The sequence below is a fragment of the Phytobacter sp. V69 genome (genome assembly GCF_965644215.1).
GTDB lineage: Bacteria > Pseudomonadota > Gammaproteobacteria > Enterobacterales > Enterobacteriaceae > Phytobacter.
Map to the genome: position 1 here is coordinate 16,790 of NZ_CBFFRL010000030.1, position 17,070 is coordinate 33,859.

Consider the following 17,070-nt stretch of genomic DNA (forward strand, 5'->3'; position numbering starts at 1 on the left):
TATCCAGGATCAAGAGAGATATGTCTATATATCACTCCGACAGCGCTAATTATTATTCCAGATAAAACAACAACCGAACCAGTAATTAAGAAGGCTGGTTAACTGGACAGAATGATCGGCGATAAATAATGCCGGAAATATTTTTACAAACTAACGCCGGAGAACCTGGCAAGAGGATGCGTCATGGACTTTAGCCTGACCGAAGAACAGGAATTGCTGTTAGCAAGTATTCGGGAGCTGATTACCCGTAAATTTCCCGAAGAGTATTTCAAAAGATGTGATGAAACACGGACTTTTCCCCGCGAGTTCTTCAATGCATTAGCCGAAAGCGGCATTGGTTTATTAGGTATTCCCGAAGAATTAGGCGGCGTACCCGCTGACATGATGACCCAGGTGCTGGTGCTGGAAGAGATTGCCCGGATGGGCGCCCCGGCCTACATCATGACCGAAGGGCAATGCATCCATAACATGCAGCGCTTTGGTAATGCTGAGCAGTTGGCTAAAACCGCCGAAATAGGGCTGACGGGGATCCCGGCCTACTCTCTGGCGTTTACCGAACCTCAGGCAGGATCAGACAACAATCGCATCGCCACCACCTACACCCGTAAGAACGGCAAAGTCTATCTCAACGGCCAAAAGACCTTTATCACCGGCGCCAAAGATTATCCCTACATGCTGGTGCTGGCGCGCAATCCAGAGCCGGAAGACCCCAAACGCTGCTTCACCCTGTGGTGGCTGGATCCCAATGCCCCCGGCGTGAAACGCAACAACCTGCATAAAGTCGGCTGGCATATGGTCAGCAACTGCGAAGTCTTCCTGGATAACGTTGAGCTGGACGAGAGTGACATGGTCGGCCAGGAAGGGTTTGGCTTTATCCATATGATGCAAAACTTCGATATCGAACGTCTGGTCATCGCCGCCCACTCGCTTGGAGTAGCGGAATGCGCCTTTGAAGACGCGGCACGCTACGCCAATCAGCGCATTCAGTTCGGCAAAAGTATTGGCCAGTTCCAGATGATTCAACTCAAGCTCACCCAGATGGCCATCAAAATTCAGAACATGAAAAACATGGTCTACCGCACCGCCTGGGAGTGCGACAACGATCTGTCGATGCGCCTCTCCGCCCCGATGTGCAAATTGTACTGCGCGCAGTCGGCCTGCGAGGTGATTGACGATGCGATGCAAATCCTGGGTGGGCTCGGCTACACCGATGACAGCCGGGTATCCCGCTTCTGGCGCGATACCCGCGTGAACCGAATTGGCGGCGGCACTGACGAGATTATGGTTTACATCTCCGCGCGCCAGATCCTGAAACAGTATGAAAAATAATAGGATAAGCCATGAGATTTATTGCCTGCTACAAACTGGTTCCTGAGGAACAGGACATCGTTATCACGGCTGACAGAAACCTGGCGACAGATAAGGCCGGGGAAAAAATCAGTCCCTTCGATCTCAATGCGATTGAAGCCGCCGTTCAGCTCGCGAGCGAAAACCACGACGTGGTGGCCCTGAGCGTGGGGGGGAAGGCGCTGGATAACGCAAAACTGCGCAAAGATACCCTCTCCCGTGGCCCCAACGCGCTGTATCTGGTACGCGATGATCGTCTGGACAGCGCCCTGCCCTACGAAACCGCTCGCGCCATTGCCGCCGCGAGCCAGAAAATTGCCTTTGATTTGTTGATCTGCGGTGAAGGGTCCGGCGATATGTACGCGCAGCAAACGGGGCTGCTGGTCGGCGCAATATTGCAGATCCCGGCGATTAACGCCGTCAGCCATATTGAGATCAACGAAGGTTTTGTCACCGTTGAGCGCACGCTGGAAGATGAAGTGGAAGTGCTGGATGTGCCGCTCCCGGCGGTGCTATGCGTCTCATCAGACATCAACGTGCCACGCATCCCCTCAATGAAAGCCATCCTTGGCGCCGGGAAGAAAAGCGTCACCCAATGGAGCGCCAGCGATATTGACTGGGCGCCAGATTCAGCCCGGGCTGAGCGGGTCGGCGTCTATGCACCGCAACAGACGGAGCGCAAACACATCATCATTGAAGGCGACGGGCAGGAAGAGGTTTCTCGCCTGCGTGATTATCTGACCAACGCGTTGAGCTAAAGGCAGCGGAGAAGCACATCATGGGCAAAATAAGTAGTGTTTGGGTATTCAGCGACAGTGCCGACCGTTATGCAGACCTGCTCGCTGGCGCACGACAGTTGGGCGAACGCGTTAACGCGGTTATCTGGGATGAACGTGACGTCACGCAGGTTAAACAGGCGGACGCGGTCTATTTGCTTTGCGGCAAAACCGATAATCAACGCGTCGAAAACTATGCGGAAACTCTCGCATCGCTGGTGGGAAAAGAGGACGGCAAAACGCTGGTCCTGCTTGCCGCAACGCGCCGAGGCAAAGGGCTGGCGGCCAACCTCAGTGTGCTGCTGCAATCGGCGCTGGTGAATGACGTGACCTTGCTGGAGCTCAACGGCGGCGACCTGTATGCCGAACATCGTATGTATGGCGGACTGGCATTTGGGCGGGAAAAACTAAATAGCTCTGTCGCCGTCATCACTCTGGCAGGCGGCATCTTCGAACCGCTGGCAGAAGAAAGCGCCGGAACACCGCCGCTGACGCAGGTGGATTACATTCCACCCGCCAATGAAATTCTGTGTCGGGAACGGCGGACAAAAACGGCCAGCAGCGTCGACCTTGGCAAAGCGCGTCGGGTCATTGGTATTGGCCGTGGCTTACTGGCGAAAGACGATCTGCAGATGGTATGGGATCTTGCCTCTGCGCTGGGGGCCGAAGTGGGCTGCTCGCGTCCGATTGCCGAGGGCGAACACTGGATGGATCGCGAGCGTTACGTTGGCGTCTCCGGGGTGCTGCTGAAATCCGATATCTATCTCGCTCTTGGCATCTCAGGGCAGATCCAGCATATGGTCGGTGGCAATGGCGCCAAAACCATTATCGCCGTCAACAAGGATAAAAACGCCCCGATCTTCCAGTACGCCGATTATGGTCTGGTGGGCGATATCTATAAGGTCGTCCCCGAATTAACGGAATTATTAAAACGATAAGACTTAAGCCGCCATCCGCAATGGCGGCTCTGGAGCAAAAGCATGTCGGACGAAAAATTTGACGCGATTATCGTGGGTGCCGGTGTGGCGGGGTGCGTCGCCGCGTATGTCATGGCGAAGGCAGGCCTTGATGTACTGGTCATTGAGCGTGGTGATACCGCAGGCAGTAAGAATATGACGGGCGGGAGGCTCTATGCCCACACCCTGGAAAGCATCATTCCTGGCTTTGCCCAAAGCGCCCCCGTCGAGCGGAAAATCACCAAAGAGAAGATCTCTTTTCTGACTAACGACAGCGCCGTCACGCTGGATTATCAGGCGCAGTCTCGCGATGCCAACCCGGAGAAAGCCTCCTGGACGGTACTGCGTCATGGGTTCGATAGCTGGCTGATGGAGCAAGCAGAGGCGGTTGGCGCGCAGTTCATTACCGGTGTGCGGGTGGATGCGTTAATCCAGCAGGATGGACGGGTGACAGGGGTTCAGGCCGGGGAAGATATCCTTGAGGCGCAGGTGGTGGTACTGGCTGACGGGGTAAATTCGCTGCCAGGCCGCTCAATTGGACTGGTGCAGAAATCGAACCCTCATCATTACGCCGTCGGGGTTAAGGAGCTCATTTCACTGCCCGCCCAAACCATTCAGGATCGCTTTGGCGTAACGGGTGACGAAGGAGCGGCCTGGCTGTTTGCCGGTTCCCCGTCGGACGGCTTAATGGGTGGCGGCTTTCTCTACACCAACCGGGAATCTATCTCGCTGGGCCTGGTGTGCGGTCTGGGGGGCATAGAAAAAGCGCAAAAATCGGTGCCGCAGATGCTGGAGGATTTTAAACAGCACCCGGCCGTGCGTCCCCTTATCGAAGGGGGAACGCTGCTTGAATACTCCGCTCATCTGGTGCCAGAAGGCGGCATCGATATGCTACCGAAACTGGTGGGTGACGGCGTGCTGGTCGTCGGCGATGCCGCCGGGATGTGCCTGAACCTCGGCTTTACCGTACGCGGGATGGATCTGGCAATTGAGGCCGCGAATATCGCCGCACAGACCCTTATCGCCGCCAAAGAGAGCAATGATTTCAGCTATGCCCGGCTTGAGAAATACGCGCAGGCGCTGGAGAAAAGCTGCGTCCTGCAGGATATGCGGCATTATCGCAAGCTGCCTGGCCTGATGGAGAATCCACGGCTCTTTACGCAATATCCGCAGATGGCGGCCAATATCATGTCCGAGCTTTTCACGGTTGATGGTGCAAAACCGACGCCTCTGTGGTCGACGCTGCTGAAACAGGGCAAACGCGTGGGGTTAATGAATTTATTGAAAGACTGCATCTCAGGAGGACGCGCATTATGAGCACGGTGAACGTCGATGTGAAACTGGGCGTCAACAAATTCAGGGTGGATGAAACCAATCCACATATCATCCTCGTGGCCGACCCCGACAGAGAACAATTTCGTAAACTGATTAACGCCTGCCCTGCCGGGCTATATCGTCAGGATGAGGCAGGAAATATCCATTTTGATTATGCCGGCTGTCTGGAATGTGGCACATGTCGTGTGTTGTGCGAAGGGACAATATTAGAGAAATGGGAATATCCGCAGGGGACCTTCGGCGTTGAGTTTCGTTTTGGCTGAGCCCCTCTTTCGCTCGTTTCACCCTCCGGGGTGAACGTTACTCTCCTGTGCGGGGAGGATTTATGTCAACTCAGGAAAAAATTGATATCAGTACCGTTTTAGATAAGCACCCAATTAGCCGACGCCAGTGGTTGATTGTTTTTTTAGGCTTCTTTGTCTTAGGTATTGATGGCTTTGATGTTACCGCGATCGGTTTTATCGCCCCGGCCTTAATTGATGACTGGCAGATATCCCGTCATATGTTGGGCCCGGTTATGATGAGTGGCTTATTTGGTCTGGCGGCCGGTTCACTTATTTCCGGGCCGCTGGCCGACCGCTATGGGCGTAAAAAAATCATCATCAGTTCTGTCTTATTTTTTGGCGTAAGCAGCCTGCTTTCCGCATGGTCGTGGAATTTATCCAGCCTGACTTTTTTTCGTTTTATTACCGGGTTAGGGCTGGGTGCGGCGATGCCGAATATCACCACGCTGGTAGCAGAATATGCCCCCTGGCGCTATCGCTCGCGCCTGTCAACGGTGATTCACTGCGGTTTTAATACCGGCGCGGCATTAGGTGGCCTGCTCAGTCAGCAGCTGCTTGGCACCTTTGGCTGGCGCTCCGTGCTCATTACCGGTGGGATACTGCCGCTATTATTAGCGCTGATCCTGCTGCGCTATCTGCCGGAATCGATGCAGTATCTGGTGCAAAATCCCGACAATAAACAGCGCCTGACGCACTTGCTGAACAAATTTATCCCGGGCATTGCCGACGAAAAGAGCCATTTTTACACCTCGGAGCCGCAAAAAGCGCATGCCAGTACTGCCAGGTCGCTTCTGCATGCTCCCTACACCTTTGGTACCCTCGCACTGTGGCTGACGCTTTTTGCCGGTTTGTTCTGCGTCTATCTGCTATCAAGCTGGCTGCCACTGATGGTCAGAGATACCGGGATGACGTTGTCACAGGCCGTGATCATGGGATCGGTATTTCAGATTGGCGGCATGATGGGCAATTTCTGCATCGGCATTGAGATGGACCGCTGGGGAAGGCACTGCGCCATCATCCTGACGCTGCTTGGTGGCGCCTGTAGTGCGCTGATTCTTGGCGTTCACACCCCGTCGCTGCCGGTGCTCTGCGTTCTGGTTCTGATGCTCGGATTTACTATCAATGGTATTAGCCCTGGTTGCTATGCGCTGGCCGCCCATTTTTACCCCACATCTATCCGCGCCACCGGCGTGAGCTGGGCTACGGGCATTGGCCGTCTGGGTGCCATTACCAGCGCAGGCGCGGGATCGGCCATGCTGGCGGCGGGCTGGACGTTCAGCGAAGTCTTTATGTTTCTGCCGCTGCCTCTGGTGGCGGGTGCGCTGGCGCTGTATTGCAAAAAACAACGACTGGTTATCGTCAAAACCCATTAAGCAATGTTTATGCCCGGGACAACGATGGAATGACAACGATGAAAATCAACGAGGCGCTGAAAACGCGCTATCGGCAGCAAGGATACTGGGGTGACGCGACGCTGGCGGATTACTGGCATCTGTCGGCAAAGGCCTCGGCGGATAAAATCGCAGTCAGCGACAATCACGGCACGGCGTACACCTACCGTGAACTCAATAACGCGGCAGGCTCGCTGGCCACCTGGCTTGTGGAGAACGGTATCCAGCCCGGTGACCGGGTTGCCCTGCAACTTCCCGGCTGGTGTGAGTTTACGATAATCTACCTTGCCTGCCTCAAATGCGGGGCCGTTGTCGTGCCTCTGCTTCCGGCATTTCGCGAGTCTGAACTGGCGTGGATCATGAACAAATGCCAGGCACGCATTCTTTTTACCGCAACGCGCTTTAAAAATATGCGCCCCATCCAAATGCTACCGCCGTTGCGCCCGCTCCTTCCCTGGCTGGAGCAGGTGGTTGCGGTTGATAAGCTGGAACCTGCCCAACACGGATTATCACTGAGCCAGATACTCACCAACACGCCGCCGCTAACGCAAGCCATTGTCACAAAAAGCGATGATCTGGCGGTCTTGCTGTTCACATCCGGGACGGAGGGACATCCGAAAGGGGTGATGCTGACACATAACAATATCATCGCCAGCGAGCGAGCCTATTGCGCGACGCTCAATTTGAACAGCACGGATATCGTGCTGATGCCTGCACCACTCGCCCACGCCACGGGCTTTATGCATGGGGTGACCGCCCCTTTTATGATCGGTGCCCGTAGCGTATTGCTGGATATTTTTAACCCTGAGCAATGTCTCGGTATCCTTGAACGGGAAAAATGCACCTGCATTATGGGCGCGACGCCGTTCGCCTGCGACCTGCTAAAAGCCATGCAGAACCGTCCGTGCGATGTTTCATCTTTGCGCTTTTTCTTATGTGGCGGAACAACCATCCCGGGCAAACTGGTCCGTGATTATCACAAAGCCGGTATTCCATTATTGGGGGTGTATGGCAGCACGGAGAGTGCGCCCCATGCCATCGTCCGCCCGGAAGATTCGCTTATTCGCCAGGTGAATACGGATGGTGCGGCAGTCAGCGGTGTGGAGATCAAAGTTGTCGATAAGCGGCGAAATCCCCTGCCGGAATATACCGAAGGTGAGGAAGCTTCTCGCGGTCCAAACGTGTTTGTCGGCTATTTCGATGAGCCTGAATTAACAGCCCAGGCGCTGGATGATGAAGGCTGGTATTACAGCGGGGATTATTGTCGGGTAGATAAGGCCGGGTATCTTAAAATTACCGGACGCAAAAAGGACATCATTGTTCGCGGCGGGGAAAATATCAGTAGCCGGGAAGTGGAAGATATTCTGTTGCAGCACCCTGATATTCTTGATGCCGCCGTTGTCGCCATGCCGGATCAGCGCCTGGGCGAGCGCTCATGCGCCTATATTGTGCTGAGCGATAAAGCACGCCCCCTGGTACTGGCCGATATCATCTGCTTCTTTTCCCACAAGCGCATCGCCAAATATAAATATCCGGAACACCTAGTGGTGATAGATATCCTGCCGAGAACAGCCTCAGGCAAGGTCAAAAAATTCCTGTTACGCAAAGACATTATTCAACGCCTGGCCATCGCCTGTCGAGAAAACACGTCCCGGACGCTCGAACAGGCCATATCCAAATAAGGATACCAATGTGCTTATTAAAAATAGCGTCCCCGGAAGGACACAACCGGCCTTTAAAACGTCAACCCGCATAAAAAACAGTACCAAGCCGTCTTTCATCCAGCGCGAACCGACGTTTTTTCACTGCCCCCACTGCGGGCAGTTTCTTGTGGCGATCAGCACTCACGGCAGCGAGACGCAAATACGCTGCTGTGGCGAAACGCTGAGTGCGCTGGTCCCGCAGGGTGCAAGCGATGATGTCCGGGCAGAAGAGCATCTGCCGCTGATGACCATTTCCGGCGGATTTGAGTCAAATACCCTGACGGTGAATGTCGGTGCGACGCCGCATCCTATGACAGAAGATCACCGCCTGCTGTGGATTTACGTTTATACCTTCGAGGGCGGGCAGTTCAAATTTCTCAAACCGGGAGACCTGCCCGAAGCGACCTTCGCCCTGGCCGGAAAGGATGCATATGTGTACTGCGACCGCCCGGTCTGCAAAGGCAGTCGATGCAAATTTAACTGTAAGCGAGGATTCACCGCCTATAGCTGGTGCAATCAGGATGGATTGTGGAAGCATTCATTTTGATGGTGCATCTGCTCAGGGGATAAAAGCGAGCAGATGCAGAAGAGGATAAATCAGCATGCCTGCACGGCATGCTGATATTGGCCCGTCATGCTTTGTTTTGACGCCACCATTCGGCCAGCAACACGCCGGTTGCCACGGACACGTTCAGGCTCTCAACCTTGTTGGTGCCGTTAATCGAGATGCTCAGATCTGCACTGTCGAGCGCCGCATCGGAAAGACCGTCGCGCTCCTGACCCAGCACCAGCACCATCTTCTTCGGCAGCGTAGCGCTAAACAGCGGCGTGCCTTTATGGCTGGAGGTGGTCACGATCGCATAACCAGCTTTACGGAAACCATCCAGCGCGTCGAGTACGCTATCGCCGGTAATCGCCTGCACGTGCTCCGCACCGCCTTCCGCCGTACGAACTGCCGCGCCGGATTCAATAATGGCCGCATCCTGCAACAAAACGCCTTTCACGCCGAAATGCGCACAACTGCGCATCATCGCGCCCAGGTTATGCGGGTTACCCACATCTTCCAGCGCCAGAACGCAATCTTCTGCCCCGGCCTGCGCGACCCACTGCTCAACGCTGATCCCGTTACGTTTTTTAATCAGGAAGCAAACGCCGCCATGGTGTTCGGTGCCGGATGCTTTTGCCAGCTCAGCTTCATCAACCACGTGGTAGGCTTTGCGGTTAGCTGCCATCCAGCGCAGGGCTTCTTTAAAGCGTGGGGTCACGCTCTGAACAAACCAGGCACGGACAATGCAGTCAGGACGGCTGGCAAACAGCGCCTGGCAGGCATTTTCGCCGTACACGCGGGTCTCTTCCGCACGCTGACGACGCAATACTTCTGGATCGATAAAGCTTTTACCGCTGATACCGCCGTGATCCGCTTTAGCGGGTGCTTCTTCGCCCGGTGCACGGGAAACGGTACGCCACGGGGAATCACTCGGCAGGCGATCGCGGTCACGACCGCGGTCATTGCTGCGATCTTCGCGAGCAGGACGGCGACCACTGTTTTTCTCTTCGCGAGCGGGGCGACGGCCACCATCGGCACGAGACGATCCGCTACGAGCTGGCCCTTTCCCGGTACGCGGGTTTTGGCTGCGTTTATCGGAATCATCGTCACTGCGGACATACATCACTTTGACTTTGCCGCTTTTGTTTTTCAGTTCATCGTTCATGCTTTTCTCCACCAGCGCTGCGCGAGCGCGCAGATTACCTGATGTGCAGGCGCTTAGCCATTAATTCGTTTAAAAGCTATCGACTATTGTACTCATTGAATAAAACGCATTGTCGTTTAAAACCACTTCATCAATAATATGTAACATATTAGAAACATATCGGCCTTGTGCCACTCTGTACCACTGCTCTCCTGAGGTTAGTTATGAATACCGTATGTGCAAGCTGTCAGGCGCTTAACCGCATTCCCGAAGCGCGCATTAGCGATGTCGCAAAGTGTGGACGCTGTGGACATGAGCTGTTCGACGGCGATGTGATTAACGCCACTGGCGAAACACTGGATAAATTGCTGAAAGATGACCTGCCGGTCGTTGTCGATTTCTGGGCCCCCTGGTGTGGTCCTTGCCGTAGCTTCGCGCCGATTTTTGAAGATGTGGCGGAAGAGCGCAGTGGCAAAGTCCGCTTTGTGAAAGTGAATACGGAAGCAGAACGCGAACTCAGTGCGCGTTTTCGGATCCGTAGCATTCCAACCATTATGCTGTTCAAAAATGGCGAGGTCGTCGACATCCTGAGCGGCGCGGTGCCGAAAGCCCCTTTTGATAGCTGGCTCAACGAATCTCTCTAATCCTGGCGGGGCACATCTTGTGCCCCATTTTCAGCTCTGCGACAATGGCGTTTTTCACGCGATTCTCATGACTGACAACGCCGTACTGACGCTCCGGGCAATGCGTATTGCTCAATCAACCCGACCTTTCCTCGCCCGAGGCAATCGCGTTATTCGTTGCCAGCGCTGCCTGCTGCCCAAACCACAGTGCCTGTGTGACACGTTACAACCCAGCACAGCCTGTAGCCGGTTTTGCCTGGTGATGTTCGATACCGAACCCATGAAACCCAGCAACACCGGCAGACTTATTGCCGATATTCTGCCTGACACCACGGCGTTTCTCTGGTCACGTACCGAGCCGCCTCAGGCGCTCATTGATTTGTGTGCCAGCGACGAATACCAGCCAATGGTCGTCTTTCCTGCTTCCTATGCCGGAAGTGAACGTCAGGTCTTATCCGCGCCGCCTTGCGGAAAGCCGCCGCTGTTTATCATGCTGGATGGCACCTGGACCGAAGCGCGCAAAATGTTTCGCAAAAGCCCGTATCTCGACGCCCTGCCGGTTATCTCCGTCGATCTGTCGCGGGTATCGGCCTATCGTCTGCGTGAATCGCATGCCGACGATCAGTACTGCACCGCTGAAGTGGCCATTGCGTTGTTGGATTTAGCGGGCGACCAGGCCGCAGCGAAAGGCCTCGGGGCCCATTTCTCCCTCTTTCGCGAACGTTACCTGGCCGGTAAAGCGAATCATCAGCGTAGCGTCACAGCAAAAGAACCAGAAAGCGTTTAAAATCATTGGGTCACTCTTTTCTGGAGGCCGGTATGAGCCAACGTGGGCTGGAAGCGTTGTTACGTCCCAAGTCGATCGCGGTGATCGGGGCATCAATGAAACCGGATCGCGCCGGTTTCCTGATGATGCGCAATCTTCTGGCAGGCGGTTTTGCCGGGCCGGTTTTACCGGTGACACCGGCTTACAAAGCCGTACTCGGGGTGCTGGCCTGGCCGGATATCGCCAGCCTACCCTATGTGCCAGACCTCGCCGTGCTCTGCACCCACGCGAAACGCAATCTGTCCTTGCTGGAAGCGCTCGGCCAAAAAGGCTGTAAAACCTGCATCATTCTCTCTGCTCCCCCGGAGCAACATGCCGACCTGCTGGCTTGCGCAGGACGCTACCAGATGCGCCTGCTCGGGCCAAACAGTATGGGATTACTCGCCCCGTGGCAGGGGCTTAACGCCAGTTTCTCCCCGGTGCCAATTACCCGGGGTAAGCTCGCGTTTATTTCACAATCTGCCGCCGTCTCCAACACCATCCTCGACTGGGCCCAGCAACGGGAGATGGGGTTTTCCTACTTTATTGCGCTGGGCGACAGCCTGGATATCGACGTCGATGAACTGTTGGACTTTCTGGCACGTGACACAAAAACCAGCGCTATCCTGCTCTATCTCGAACATTTAAGCGACGCACGGCGGTTTGTTTCGGCGGCGCGTAGCGCGTCGCGCAATAAACCGATTCTGGTTATCAAAAGTGGCCGCAGCCCCGAAGCCCAGCGGCTTTTGCAAACCCGTGCCGGGTTGGATCTGGCCTGGGATGCCGCAATCCAACGCGCCGGGCTACTGCGCGTGCAGGATACCCACGAGCTGTTTTCTGCGGTCGAAACGCTCAGCCATATGCGCCCGCTGCGCGGCGACCGCCTGATGATCATCAGTAACGGCGCGGCCCCTGCCGCACTGGCACTGGATCAGCTCTGGTCGCGCAATGGCAAACTGGCAAAGCTGAGTGACGATACTCTGGCCCGGCTGCGTGACGCCTTGCCCGATTATGTCAACGTGGGCAATCCGCTCGATTTACGCGATGATGCCAGCAACGAACGCTATACCAGCGCACTGGACATCCTGCTCGATAGCCAGGATTTTGATGCGCTGATGGTGATTCACTCCCCTAGCGCCGTGGCCCCCGGCAAAGAAAGTGCACTTGCGCTGATTGATGCACTGAAAAAACACCCGCGCGGCAAGTACGTTACGGTGTTGACGAACTGGTGTGGCGAGTACTCTTCTCAGGAAGCCCGCCGCTTATTCAGCGAAGCCAGTCTGCCGACCTATCGTACCCCCGAAGGGACGATCACCGCGTTTATGCATATGGTCGAGTACCGGCGTAACCAGAAGCAGTTACGTGAAACCCCCGCCCTTCCCACGCACCTGACGGCCAATACGGCCGAAGCGCACCAGTTGCTACAGCAGGCTATCGAAGAAGGGGCAACCACGCTCGATACCCACGAAGTGCAGCCGATACTCAGCGCCTGGGGGATTCAGACGCTGCCGACCTGGATTGCTGGCGATAGCGCAGAAGCGGTGCACATTGCCGAACAGATTGGCTATCCCGTGGCGCTCAAATTACGTTCACCGGATATTCCGCATAAATCCGAAGTCCAGGGGGTAATGCTCTACCTGCGTACCGCGAGAGAGGTCCAGCAGGCTGCGGATGCGATTATCGACCGCGTGAAAATGAACTGGCCGCAGGCGCGGATCCACGGTCTGCAGGTGCAGAGTATGGCAAACCGCGCCGGCGCACAGGAGCTGCGCGTGGTCGTCGAGTCTGACCCGGTTTTTGGTCCACTGATTATGCTGGGTGAAGGCGGCGTCGAATGGCGCGCCCAGGAGCAGGCCGCCGTTGCGCTACCGCCGCTCAATATGAATCTGGCGCGTTATCTGGTTATTCAGGCCATCAAAAGTAAAAAGATCCGCGGGCGCAGCGCCCTGCGTTCATTGGACATCCCCGGACTGAGCCAGTTTCTGGTGCAGGTATCGAATCTGATTGTGCACTGCCCGGAAATCCAGCGTCTGGATATCCATCCCCTGTTGGCTTCCGGCAATGAATTCACGGCCCTGGATGTCACACTCACGGTTGCGGCCCTTAGCGGCAATGGCGAAAGTCGTCTCGCCGTTCGGCCCTATCCGCAGCAGCTTGAAGAGACCGTAGAACTCAAGAACGGTGAGACCTGTCTTTTTCGCCCCATCCTGCCTGAGGATGAACCGCAGTTGCAGCAATTTATCGCCAGGGTAACAAAGGAAGATTTGTACTATCGCTACTTTAGCGAGATCAACGAATTTACCCATGATGATTTAGCGAATATGACGCAGATCGACTACGATCGGGAAATGGCATTTGTTGCAGTACGCCAGGCGGAAGGAAAGGATGAGATCCTCGGCGTAACCCGCGCCATCTCTGACCCGGATAACATCGATGCTGAGTTTGCGGTACTGGTTCGTTCCGATTTGAAAGGATTGGGTCTTGGGCGACGTTTGCTGGAAAAGCTCATCAGTTACACGCGAGATCACGGACTTAAGCGTTTGAATGGTATTACTATGCCGAACAATCGCGGCATGGTGACTCTGGCGCGTAAGCTGGGATTTGAGGTCGACATTCAGATCGAGGATGGGATTGTTGGATTGTCCCTGAATCTGGTACAGACCGCGCAATCCTAAGTAAGGTACTGGAAATGTTGACCACTTTCACAAGTACTGGTGTTATCATTGTCCGCTTCTGTTGGTTTTATCGGACAGAAGCCCTTTCAATAAACAGAGAAGAAACGCACTGTGATGTTGTCAAAATTTAAACGTAATAAACATCAACAACACCTTGCCCAACTACCCAAGCTTTCCCAGTCAGTTGATGATGTAGAGTTTTTCTACTCTCCCGCTAATTTCAGGGAGATATTGCTGGAAAAAATTGCCAGCGCAACGCGCCGTATCTGCATTATCGCGCTCTACCTTGAGCAGGATGATGGCGGTAAAGGTATTCTGAACGCCCTCTATGACGCCAAACGTCAGCGCCCTGAGCTTGAAATCTGCGTGCTCGTCGACTGGCACCGTGCACAGCGTGGTCGTATTGGCGCGGCAGCATCCAACACCAATGCCGACTGGTATTGCCGCATGGCGCAGGAAAACCCAGGTCTTGAGATCCCGGTTTACGGCGTGCCTGTGAATACCCGTGAAGCCCTTGGCGTACTGCATTTTAAAGGTTTTATCATCGACGACAGCGTGCTGTATAGCGGCGCGAGCCTGAACGATGTTTACCTCCATCAGCACGACAAATACCGCTACGATCGCTACCAGCTTATCCGCAACCCAAGAATGGCGGATATCATGCTGGACTGGGTTAAGCAAAACCTGATCGAAGGCCGCGGCGTAAATCGTCTCGACAACGCGCAACGCCCGAAAAGCCCTGAGATCAAAAACGATATTCGTCTGTATCGCCAGGAACTGCGCGACGCCGCCTATCATTTCCAGGGTGATGCCGATAACGATCAGCTTTCCGTTACGCCGCTGGTTGGTCTCGGAAAAACCAGTCTGCTGAATAAGACCATTTTCCATCTTATGCCCTGTGCAGAAGAGAAACTGGTCATCTGTACGCCCTATTTCAACCTGCCTGCCGTGCTGGTCCGCAATATTATCCAGCTCCTGAGGGAAGGCAAAAAAGTTGAAATAATCGTGGGTGATAAAACGGCGAACGACTTCTTTATTCCAGAAGATCAGCCGTTTAAAATCATCGGCGCACTGCCGTATTTGTATGAAATCAACCTGCGTCGTTTCCTGAGCCGCCTGCAGTATTACGTCAACACCGATCAGCTGGTTGTGCGTTTGTGGAAAGACGAGGACAACAGTTATCACCTGAAAGGGATGTGGGTCGATGATGAATGGGTGCTGCTGACGGGGAACAACCTTAACCCGCGCGCATGGCGTCTGGATCTGGAAAATGCCATTCTGATCCACGATCCAAAACATCAGTTGGCCGCTCAGCGTGACAAAGAGTTGGATCTTATCCGCACCCACACCACGGTGGTTAACCACTATCGCGATTTGCAAAGTATCGCCGACTATCCGGTAAAAGTGCGCAAACTCATTCGCCGCTTACGCCGAATTCGAATCGATAAGCTTATCAGCCGCATTCTGTAATCTCCCGGCCCCGTCATTTGATGGGGCTTTTTTTCAGGTTTCCCTATGATGCGATGCTTAATTTTGGCTGGTGCTCTGTGTTTAACCGGGTGTGCTCACATGGCAAATGACCAATGGAGCGGGCAGGATAAAGCACAGCATTTTATTGCTTCCGCCATGCTCTCCGCTGCGGGTAACGAGTATGCGCAGCATCAGGGTTACAGCCGCGATCGTAGCGCAACCTATGGCCTAATGTTTTCCATAAGCCTTGGAGCAACGAAAGAATTGTGGGATAGCCGCCCTGCAGGGAGCGGCTGGAGCTGGAAAGATTTTGCCTGGGATGTTGCAGGTGCCACAACGGGTTACGCCGTGTGGCAACTGGCCAATCATTAGAGACGAATCCCCTTACCTTTACGGTGCAGCATTAACGAAACAACGAATGCCAGGGCGCAAAACGCGGTGACATACCAGAAGAACGTCGTCTCGATACCCGCTGATTTCAGCGACAGCGCGACGTACTCGGCAGAACCGCCGAACAACGCATTGGCAACGGCGTAAGATAATCCCACGCCCAACGCGCGAACCTGTGCCGGAAACATTTCGGCTTTCAGGATGCCGCTAATTGATGTGTAGAAACTCACGATGATCAGCGCCACCATCACTAATGCAAAGGCAGCATAGGGTGACGTAACGTGTTGCAATGCACTTAAAATCGGTAATGTGAGCAACGTCCCCAGACCACCAAAACAGAGCATCGAAGCACGACGGCCAATACGATCCGATAAGGCACCAATCAGGGGCTGAACCAGCATGAAAACAAACAGCGCGGCAGTCATGACGATACTGGCCACATTGGCGTGCATACCGGTGGTGTTAACCAGATATTTTTGCATGTAGGTCGTGAAGGTGTAGAAGCTCAGTGATCCGCCGGCGGTAAAGCCGAGCACCATGATGAAGGCCCGGCGATTACGCCATAACCCTTTAAGCGACCCAGCTTCCTTTAATGCCCGCACTTCTTTCTTCGAGGTTTCATCCAGCTGGCGACGCAGCCAGAGTGCCACAATAGCCAGCGCTGCACCGATGGCAAACGGAATACGCCAGCCCCATGCGCGCAGTTCGGCATCATCAAGAACCTGTTGCAGAACCACCACCACCAGAAGTGCCAGAAGCTGACCACCAATCAAGGTAACGTACTGGAAAGAGGCATAAAACCCTTTACGCACTTCAACGGCGATTTCGCTCATGTAGGTTGCGCTGGTGCCGTATTCACCACCAACCGATAATCCCTGAAACAATCTTGCCAGTAATAGCAGCGCAGGTGCCCATGTTCCGATACTTTCGTAACCGGGTAAACACGCTATAACCAGCGATCCCAGACACATCATGCATACGGAAATCAGCATGGAGGTTTTACGGCCATGCCTGTCGGCGATACGACCAAATAACCAGCCGCCAATCGGACGCATAAGGAAGCCCGCCGCGAATACGCCTGCGGTCTGGAGGAGCTGAGTGGTTGTGTTACCGGAGGGGAAAAAGATATGAGCAAAGTAGAGCGAGCAGAACGAATAGACATAGAAATCAAACCACTCCACCAGGTTCCCCGATGAGGCGCCAACGATTGCCCACACTCTGCGACGTACATCGGTTAAATCTGTTGTTTTGTGCTCTGGACGAGCGGTGACTTCTGCCATATTTCTCCCCTTTGGTCGGACGTGTTCGATTTTTTGGAAAAATCAGATTACGCCCGGGCAAAAAGTAAATACAGTGTTAATGATTTGCCTGCTATCATTTCAGAATGTTAGCCTAAGAATGTACTTATCCCCAGCGCGACATCTGCCCTCTGGCATGCTGAAGGTAGTCTTCAGTCTGACGTATTTGCCTGCAAAATCAGAGTAGTTAGCGTGATTGGGTGAGGAACAGGAATACAAATCAGAAATGAGAGAAATCGTAGATAGCAGAAACGCAAAAAGCCCATCCGTCAGGATGGCCTTCTTCCCTTGTTTGATGCCTGGCAGTTTATGACGGGCGTCCTGCC

At 54.4% G+C, this 17,070-nt stretch carries 16 protein-coding genes; 13 read left to right on the forward strand and 3 right to left on the reverse strand.

Features of this window, described 5'->3' with window-relative positions; translation table 11 throughout:
* The first annotated feature begins 183 nt into the window (after positions 1-183).
* From ACSZPU_RS06400 to ACSZPU_RS06435, 8 genes are all read left to right on the forward strand, one after another.
* Complete coding sequence (locus ACSZPU_RS06400; RefSeq protein WP_498996681.1) at positions 184-1,329, forward strand: acyl-CoA dehydrogenase; 1,146 nt, start codon at positions 184-186, stop codon at positions 1,327-1,329.
* 11 nt (positions 1,330-1,340) lie between these two features.
* Positions 1,341-2,105, forward strand: coding sequence for an electron transfer flavoprotein (locus ACSZPU_RS06405; protein WP_498996683.1), 765 nt, complete (start codon positions 1,341-1,343; stop codon positions 2,103-2,105).
* Between the two features lie 20 nt (positions 2,106-2,125).
* Positions 2,126-3,061, forward strand: coding sequence for an FAD-binding protein (locus ACSZPU_RS06410; protein ID WP_498996685.1), 936 nt, complete (start codon positions 2,126-2,128; stop codon positions 3,059-3,061).
* Between the two features lie 42 nt (positions 3,062-3,103).
* A complete protein-coding gene (locus ACSZPU_RS06415; RefSeq protein ID WP_498996688.1) occupies positions 3,104-4,396 on the forward strand; it encodes an FAD-dependent oxidoreductase in 1,293 nt (430 codons plus the stop codon).
* A complete protein-coding gene (locus tag ACSZPU_RS06420) occupies positions 4,393-4,677 on the forward strand; it encodes a ferredoxin family protein (protein WP_498996690.1) in 285 nt (94 codons plus the stop codon). The genes ACSZPU_RS06415 and ACSZPU_RS06420 overlap by 4 nt, the downstream gene beginning before the upstream one ends.
* Positions 4,678-4,739: 62 nt before the next feature.
* Positions 4,740-6,071, forward strand: coding sequence for an MFS transporter (locus ACSZPU_RS06425; RefSeq protein ID WP_498996692.1), 1,332 nt, complete (start codon positions 4,740-4,742; stop codon positions 6,069-6,071).
* Between the two features lie 29 nt (positions 6,072-6,100).
* Entirely contained in the window at positions 6,101-7,771 is a 1,671-nt protein-coding gene (fadK, locus tag ACSZPU_RS06430; protein WP_498996695.1) for a medium-chain fatty-acid--CoA ligase, read from the forward strand.
* A gap of 148 nt (positions 7,772-7,919) precedes the next feature.
* Complete coding sequence (locus ACSZPU_RS06435) at positions 7,920-8,339, forward strand: desulfoferrodoxin family protein (RefSeq protein ID WP_498996697.1); 420 nt, start codon at positions 7,920-7,922, stop codon at positions 8,337-8,339.
* A gap of 85 nt (positions 8,340-8,424) precedes the next feature.
* Here ACSZPU_RS06435 and ACSZPU_RS06440 read toward each other — a convergent pair whose 3' ends face one another.
* Positions 8,425-9,504 carry a tRNA/rRNA methyltransferase gene (locus tag ACSZPU_RS06440; RefSeq protein WP_498996699.1) on the reverse strand — a complete coding sequence of 360 codons (1,080 nt, stop codon included), beginning with the start codon at positions 9,502-9,504 and terminating at the stop codon, positions 8,425-8,427.
* 203 nt (positions 9,505-9,707) lie between these two features.
* Here ACSZPU_RS06440 and trxC point away from each other — a divergent pair, with 203 nt between their 5' ends.
* The 5 genes from trxC to ACSZPU_RS06465 all read left to right on the forward strand — a co-directional run bounded on the left by trxC (position 9,708) and on the right by ACSZPU_RS06465 (position 15,428).
* Entirely contained in the window at positions 9,708-10,127 is a 420-nt protein-coding gene (gene trxC / locus ACSZPU_RS06445) for a thioredoxin TrxC (RefSeq protein ID WP_498996701.1), read from the forward strand.
* Positions 10,128-10,194: 67 nt separating this feature from the next.
* Positions 10,195-10,893, forward strand: coding sequence for a tRNA-uridine aminocarboxypropyltransferase (locus tag ACSZPU_RS06450; protein WP_498996703.1), 699 nt, complete (start codon positions 10,195-10,197; stop codon positions 10,891-10,893).
* A gap of 32 nt (positions 10,894-10,925) precedes the next feature.
* Positions 10,926-13,586 (forward strand): bifunctional acetate--CoA ligase family protein/GNAT family N-acetyltransferase, encoded by a 2,661-nt coding sequence (locus ACSZPU_RS06455; RefSeq protein WP_498996704.1) that lies wholly within the window; start codon positions 10,926-10,928, stop codon positions 13,584-13,586.
* A gap of 114 nt (positions 13,587-13,700) precedes the next feature.
* The gene (gene pssA, locus ACSZPU_RS06460) at positions 13,701-15,056 is read left to right on the forward strand and encodes a CDP-diacylglycerol--serine O-phosphatidyltransferase (protein ID WP_498996705.1); all 1,356 of its coding nucleotides are present in this window, start codon (positions 13,701-13,703) and stop codon (positions 15,054-15,056) included.
* Between the two features lie 48 nt (positions 15,057-15,104).
* Positions 15,105-15,428, forward strand: coding sequence for a YfiM family lipoprotein (locus tag ACSZPU_RS06465; RefSeq protein ID WP_498996709.1), 324 nt, complete (start codon positions 15,105-15,107; stop codon positions 15,426-15,428).
* On the opposite strand, the gene ACSZPU_RS06470 is transcribed toward ACSZPU_RS06465, so the two are convergent.
* Positions 15,425-16,726, reverse strand: coding sequence for an MFS family transporter (locus ACSZPU_RS06470; RefSeq protein WP_498996706.1), 1,302 nt, complete (start codon positions 16,724-16,726; stop codon positions 15,425-15,427). The two genes, ACSZPU_RS06465 and ACSZPU_RS06470, sit on opposite strands and share 4 nt — an antisense overlap.
* Positions 16,727-16,825: 99 nt before the next feature.
* Positions 16,826-17,070 (reverse strand): hypothetical protein (locus tag ACSZPU_RS06475; protein WP_498996708.1); only part of this gene is annotated, 245 nt, incomplete at its 5' end.

Excerpts from the sequence above, each read along its gene's own strand:
- ACSZPU_RS06440 (WP_498996699.1), bottom strand. The coding sequence starts at position 9,504 with ATGAACGATGAACTGAAAAACAAAAGCGGCAAAGTCAAAGTGATGTAT.
- ACSZPU_RS06470 (WP_498996706.1), bottom strand. The coding sequence starts at position 16,726 with ATGGCAGAAGTCACCGCTCGTCCAGAGCACAAAACAACAGATTTAACC.
- trxC (WP_498996701.1), top strand. The coding sequence starts at position 9,708 with ATGAATACCGTATGTGCAAGCTGTCAGGCGCTTAACCGCATTCCCGAA.
- ACSZPU_RS06415 (WP_498996688.1), top strand. The coding sequence starts at position 3,104 with ATGTCGGACGAAAAATTTGACGCGATTATCGTGGGTGCCGGTGTGGCG.
- fadK (WP_498996695.1), top strand. The coding sequence starts at position 6,101 with ATGACAACGATGAAAATCAACGAGGCGCTGAAAACGCGCTATCGGCAG.
- pssA (WP_498996705.1), top strand. The coding sequence starts at position 13,701 with ATGTTGTCAAAATTTAAACGTAATAAACATCAACAACACCTTGCCCAA.
- ACSZPU_RS06425 (WP_498996692.1), top strand. The coding sequence starts at position 4,740 with ATGTCAACTCAGGAAAAAATTGATATCAGTACCGTTTTAGATAAGCAC.
- ACSZPU_RS06465 (WP_498996709.1), top strand. The coding sequence starts at position 15,105 with ATGCGATGCTTAATTTTGGCTGGTGCTCTGTGTTTAACCGGGTGTGCT.
- ACSZPU_RS06450 (WP_498996703.1), top strand. The coding sequence starts at position 10,195 with ATGACTGACAACGCCGTACTGACGCTCCGGGCAATGCGTATTGCTCAA.
- ACSZPU_RS06455 (WP_498996704.1), top strand. The coding sequence starts at position 10,926 with ATGAGCCAACGTGGGCTGGAAGCGTTGTTACGTCCCAAGTCGATCGCG.
- ACSZPU_RS06420 (WP_498996690.1), top strand. The coding sequence starts at position 4,393 with ATGAGCACGGTGAACGTCGATGTGAAACTGGGCGTCAACAAATTCAGG.
- ACSZPU_RS06410 (WP_498996685.1), top strand. The coding sequence starts at position 2,126 with ATGGGCAAAATAAGTAGTGTTTGGGTATTCAGCGACAGTGCCGACCGT.
- ACSZPU_RS06400 (WP_498996681.1), top strand. The coding sequence starts at position 184 with ATGGACTTTAGCCTGACCGAAGAACAGGAATTGCTGTTAGCAAGTATT.
- ACSZPU_RS06405 (WP_498996683.1), top strand. The coding sequence starts at position 1,341 with ATGAGATTTATTGCCTGCTACAAACTGGTTCCTGAGGAACAGGACATC.